Annotated in this window: 4 protein-coding genes; all 4 read right to left on the bottom strand. The window is 43.4% G+C overall.

Annotated elements, in window-relative coordinates; all coding sequences use genetic code 11:
- Nucleotides 1-533, bottom strand: a 533-nt coding sequence (locus WB217_RS03740) for an electron transfer flavoprotein subunit beta/FixA family protein (protein WP_423990767.1), incomplete at its 3' end; no start/stop codon positions are given.
- Between the two features lie 90 nt (nucleotides 534-623).
- Complete coding sequence (locus WB217_RS03735) at nucleotides 624-1,397, bottom strand: enoyl-CoA hydratase (RefSeq protein WP_423990765.1); 774 nt, start codon at nucleotides 1,395-1,397, stop codon at nucleotides 624-626.
- Nucleotides 1,398-1,708: 311 nt separating this feature from the next.
- Complete coding sequence (locus tag WB217_RS03730) at nucleotides 1,709-2,311, bottom strand: TetR/AcrR family transcriptional regulator (protein ID WP_423990763.1); 603 nt, start codon at nucleotides 2,309-2,311, stop codon at nucleotides 1,709-1,711.
- A gap of 215 nt (nucleotides 2,312-2,526) precedes the next feature.
- A partial coding sequence (locus tag WB217_RS03725; protein WP_423990761.1) for an AMP-binding protein occupies nucleotides 2,527-4,099 on the bottom strand: 1,573 nt, incomplete at its 5' end.

The raw sequence follows: 4,099 nt of genomic DNA, 5'->3' as shown, positions 1-4,099 counted from the left end.
TGCTGTGCAGTCACAAGAACCGGAAGGCTAGTTTCAAGTACTTCTGAATCTCCTTCTACATCTCTTGTGATCGTTGCAGTAGAACCATTGATTTCAAGCTTAGTAATTGTTGTGACATAAGGGATTCCAAGCTGATCAGCTACACGCGGAGCTACTTGTCCGGAGCCGCCGTCGATTGCGACATTTCCGCCAAGAATCAAGTCTGCTTCTTTATCCTTTAGATATTCTGCAAGGATTTTCGCAGTTGTAAATTGATCACCATTCTCAACGTCATCCTCGATATTGATCAGTACTGCTTTGTCTGCACCCATCGCAAGTGCTGTGCGCAGCTGTTTTTCAGTTTCTTCGTTGCCCACTGAGACAACCGTCACTTCACCGCCGTGAGCGTCCCTTACCTGGATTGCTTCCTCAATCGCATACTCATCGTATGGATTGATAATGAATTCAGCGCCATCTTCATTGATTTTGCCGTTTGCGATTGAAATCTTTTCTTCTGTATCAAATGTCCTTTTCATTAGAACGTAGATATTCATTATTTGACCTCCTAAGTATTCAAACATTTTAGCTGTTCTAAAGATTAAAATAATTTACATTAAAAAAATAGTTACCGCTAAAAGGTTTGCTTATTTTCCCTTGAACTCCGGATTTCTTTTTTCAAGAAAAGCTTGGATACCTTCCTGCCCATCCTCTGAAAGGAAAACATCTCCGAAGAGCTTAGCTTCTTCCTTTACTCCCTTGTAGAAGGAGTCTGTCTTCGAATGGTTAAGCAGTTTGATCGCTGCACCGATGGACACTGGGCTTTTCTTTGCAATCTTGCCAGCCATCTTGTATGCGTTTTCAAGTAACTGCTCTTCAGGGTAGGCATGGTTGGCTAGTCCTAATTGCACTGCTTCTGTACCCGAAATTGGGTCACTTGTAAACAGCATTTCAGCAGCTCTTGCAACACCTACATAACGAGGAAGACGCTGGCTTCCAGCAAATCCAGGTATTAATCCTAGCTGCAGTTCCGGCAATCCCAGCTTGGCATTTTCAGCTACAAGACGGAAATGGCAAGCCATGGCCAGCTCCAGCCCTCCGCCTAATGCTGCGCCATGGATGGCAGCAATAATAGGCTTTGGATAATATTCCATTCGTTCAAATAAGTCCTGGCCATATTCTGCAAGCTTCGCAAAATCTTCGCCAGTTTTGATTGTCGTGAATTCTTTGATATCTGCTCCCGCAGAGAAGAATCTTCCTTCACCGTGGATCAGTATCACTCTGATCTCCTGATTCCCCTCGATTTCGTCAAGCACTGCTGAAAGTTCTCTCAGCAATCCTGATGAAAGTGCATTGGCTGGCGGACGGGTAATTGTAATGGTTGCAATCCTGTCCTCCATTGACCACTTAAGATACTCCACATTTTCCCCTCCCTTTTTATTAGGGCTGTATTAACTTAGACTGTTGATTTCTACTCCAGGCACTCACTTTCCGCTGGGCGTCAGGTGAGCCCGCAGGACATTGAACAGCTTCCTCGAATCTGCCCACGCACGATGGAAATGCGTTAGCATTTTCGGCGGAGTCGAGTGCCTTCCGCTCCAATCAACAGGTGCTAAAAATCAAAATTGATTTTAACACAGCCTTATTACATGCTCCTCACTCCCAGTTGCTTTATGGCCCTATTAAAATCTCTAAGGGGCAAATTGCCGAAAAGGTTGAGATAAGAGCCTAATTAGAGGACCGGTTTGGTGTCCTGGTAACCACAGCCGTTAATCAGAAGCTGATGGACTGCTTTAGCCAGGTCTGGAAGATTGTATTTCTGTTCATTCATTACCCATGAAGTGACAGTTTCATCTACCGTCCCAAAAATCATCTGCCTTGCAAGACGCAAATCAAGGGAGCTAGAAAACTCTCCATTCTCTATGCCTTCCATAATGATTCTGTCAATCAGCATTAAGTAGCCTTTCAGCACCTCGTTGATTTTATGCCGGAGATCCTTATTTGACTGCCTTAGTTCCAGCTGGGTTACAATTGCAAGATGCCGGTCTTTGGAAAGCATCTTAAAATGCGTTTCCACCAACATGTATAATTTCTCTGTCGCCGTTGTTTTTCCTGCAATTTTTTGTTCGATGTTTTCAACGAAGTAACCCATTTTCTCCTGGAACAGAGAAATCAGAATGTCTTCTTTATTCTTAAAGTACAAATAAATTGTCCCATCGGCCACTCCAGCTTGCTTGGCTATTTTAGACACTTGAGCCTGGTGGTAGCCGTTTTCAGCGATAACGACAACTGCTGCGTCAATTATTTGCATGTATTTCGGCCTGTTTTTTTTCATTACTTTCACTCCCGCTCCAGGAAAAGCACAAGCATTAAAATGCTACAGTGACACACTCCCGTTTACGATTTTAATCTGCAAATAGTATACTGAATGAATCGTCATTCATATTTTTATAATAGTATCCAGTCACATTTCTGTCAAGGAAATGTGTTTCATTTGGACAAGCCATTATATCCAAAAAGAAAGAGCCGATTTAGGAGCCGGCTTTAAAATTAAGCTCGCTTCTGTTCATCTTCCTGTCTTTTTGCTTTTTCTTCATCTACCAGTGCCCTGCGAAGGATCTTACCAACCGCCGTTTTCGGCAGCTCTTTTCTGAACTCATAAAGTCTTGGAACCTTATAAGCTGCCAGGTGTTTCCTCGCGTACTCATTAAGCTCCGCCTCTGTAACTTCAGCGCCTTCCTTAAGAACGACATACACTTTGACTGTTTCGCCACGGTAAGGATCTGGAATGCCAGCTGCGACTACTTCCTGTACCGCAGGATGTTCATACAGAACCTCTTCAATTTCCCGAGGGTATATATTGAAACCTCCGGCAATAATCATATCTTTCTTCCGGTCGACGATGTAGAAATAACCTTCGTCATCCATATAGCCAAGATCTCCGGTCAATAACCAGCCATCCCTTAGGACCTGTTCCGTTTCCTCCGGCCTGTTCCAATATCCCTTCATAACCTGAGGCCCTTTTACTGCTATTTCGCCGATTTCTCCTTGAGGCAGCGGTTCGCCAGTTTCCATTGATAGAACTACAGAGTCAGTATCCGGCCAAGGAACACCAATGCTCCCTTTTACTCTCTTTTTGTCCCACAGGAAATTCGCATGTGTGACAGGTGATGATTCTGTTAAACCATATCCTTCTACAAGCTTTCCACCGGTAACTTCTTCGAATTGTTCCTGGACTTCAACTGGCAAAGGGGCTGAGCCGCTTATACAAGAATCAATCGAAGACAAGTCGTATTTTTTCAGGTCAGGATGGTTCAACAGACCAATATAAATCGTCGGAGCTCCTGGGAATAAAGTAGGCTTTTGCTTCTGGATTGTTTTCAATGTCGTTTCCGGATCAAATTTAGGCAGCAGGACCATCTTCGACCCTTGCATGACTGATAGAATCAGGACAGCCGTCATTCCATACACATGGAAGAATGGGAGAATGCCAAGTACCGTTTCTTCACCCGGCTTGCATTTATAGAGCCATGCATTACACATCGCTGCATTCGCAACCAGATTTTTATGCGTCAGCATAACACCCTTAGGAAATCCGGTGGTTCCGCCGGTGTATTGCAATAATGCCAGGTCTTCTTCAAAATCAAATTCATACTCTTTAATCTGACCAGCAGGCTGCTTCATAATTTCATTGAAAAGGTGGTTCTGACCTTCGTGTTTGACGTTTACGATAATTCCATACTGCTTCTTCTGGATAAATGGGTAGACAAGGTTTTTAGGGAAAGGAAGATAATCTTTGATAGCGGTTACAATTACATTCTCTAAATCCGTGTTCGCGATGACTTTTGAAACCCTAGGAAATAAAATATCTAAGGTAATAATTGCTTTAGCGCCTGAATCTTTCATTTGATATTCAAGTTCGCGTTCCATATACAGAGGATTCGTCTGTACGACAATCCCGCCGGCCATCAGGATTGCATAGTAGCTGATTATTGATTGCGGAGTATTTGGGAGCATGATTGCCACCCGATCTCCTTTCTCAATTCCCAATGATTGCAGATAAGCAGCCAATTTTTTCGCATAGTTATAAACCTGCTTATAGGTCAATTCCTTCCCCATAAAG

Source organism: Mesobacillus sp. (assembly GCF_049588175.1).
In the GTDB taxonomy this organism is placed as follows: domain Bacteria; phylum Bacillota; class Bacilli; order Bacillales; family Cytobacillaceae; genus Mesobacillus.
This window is presented reverse-complemented; position numbering and strand designations above follow the sequence as displayed.

Coding starts and splice junctions, on each gene's coding strand:
- WB217_RS03730 (WP_423990763.1), bottom strand. CDS start 2,311: ATGAAAAAAAACAGGCCGAAATACATGCAAATAATTGACGCAGCAGTT.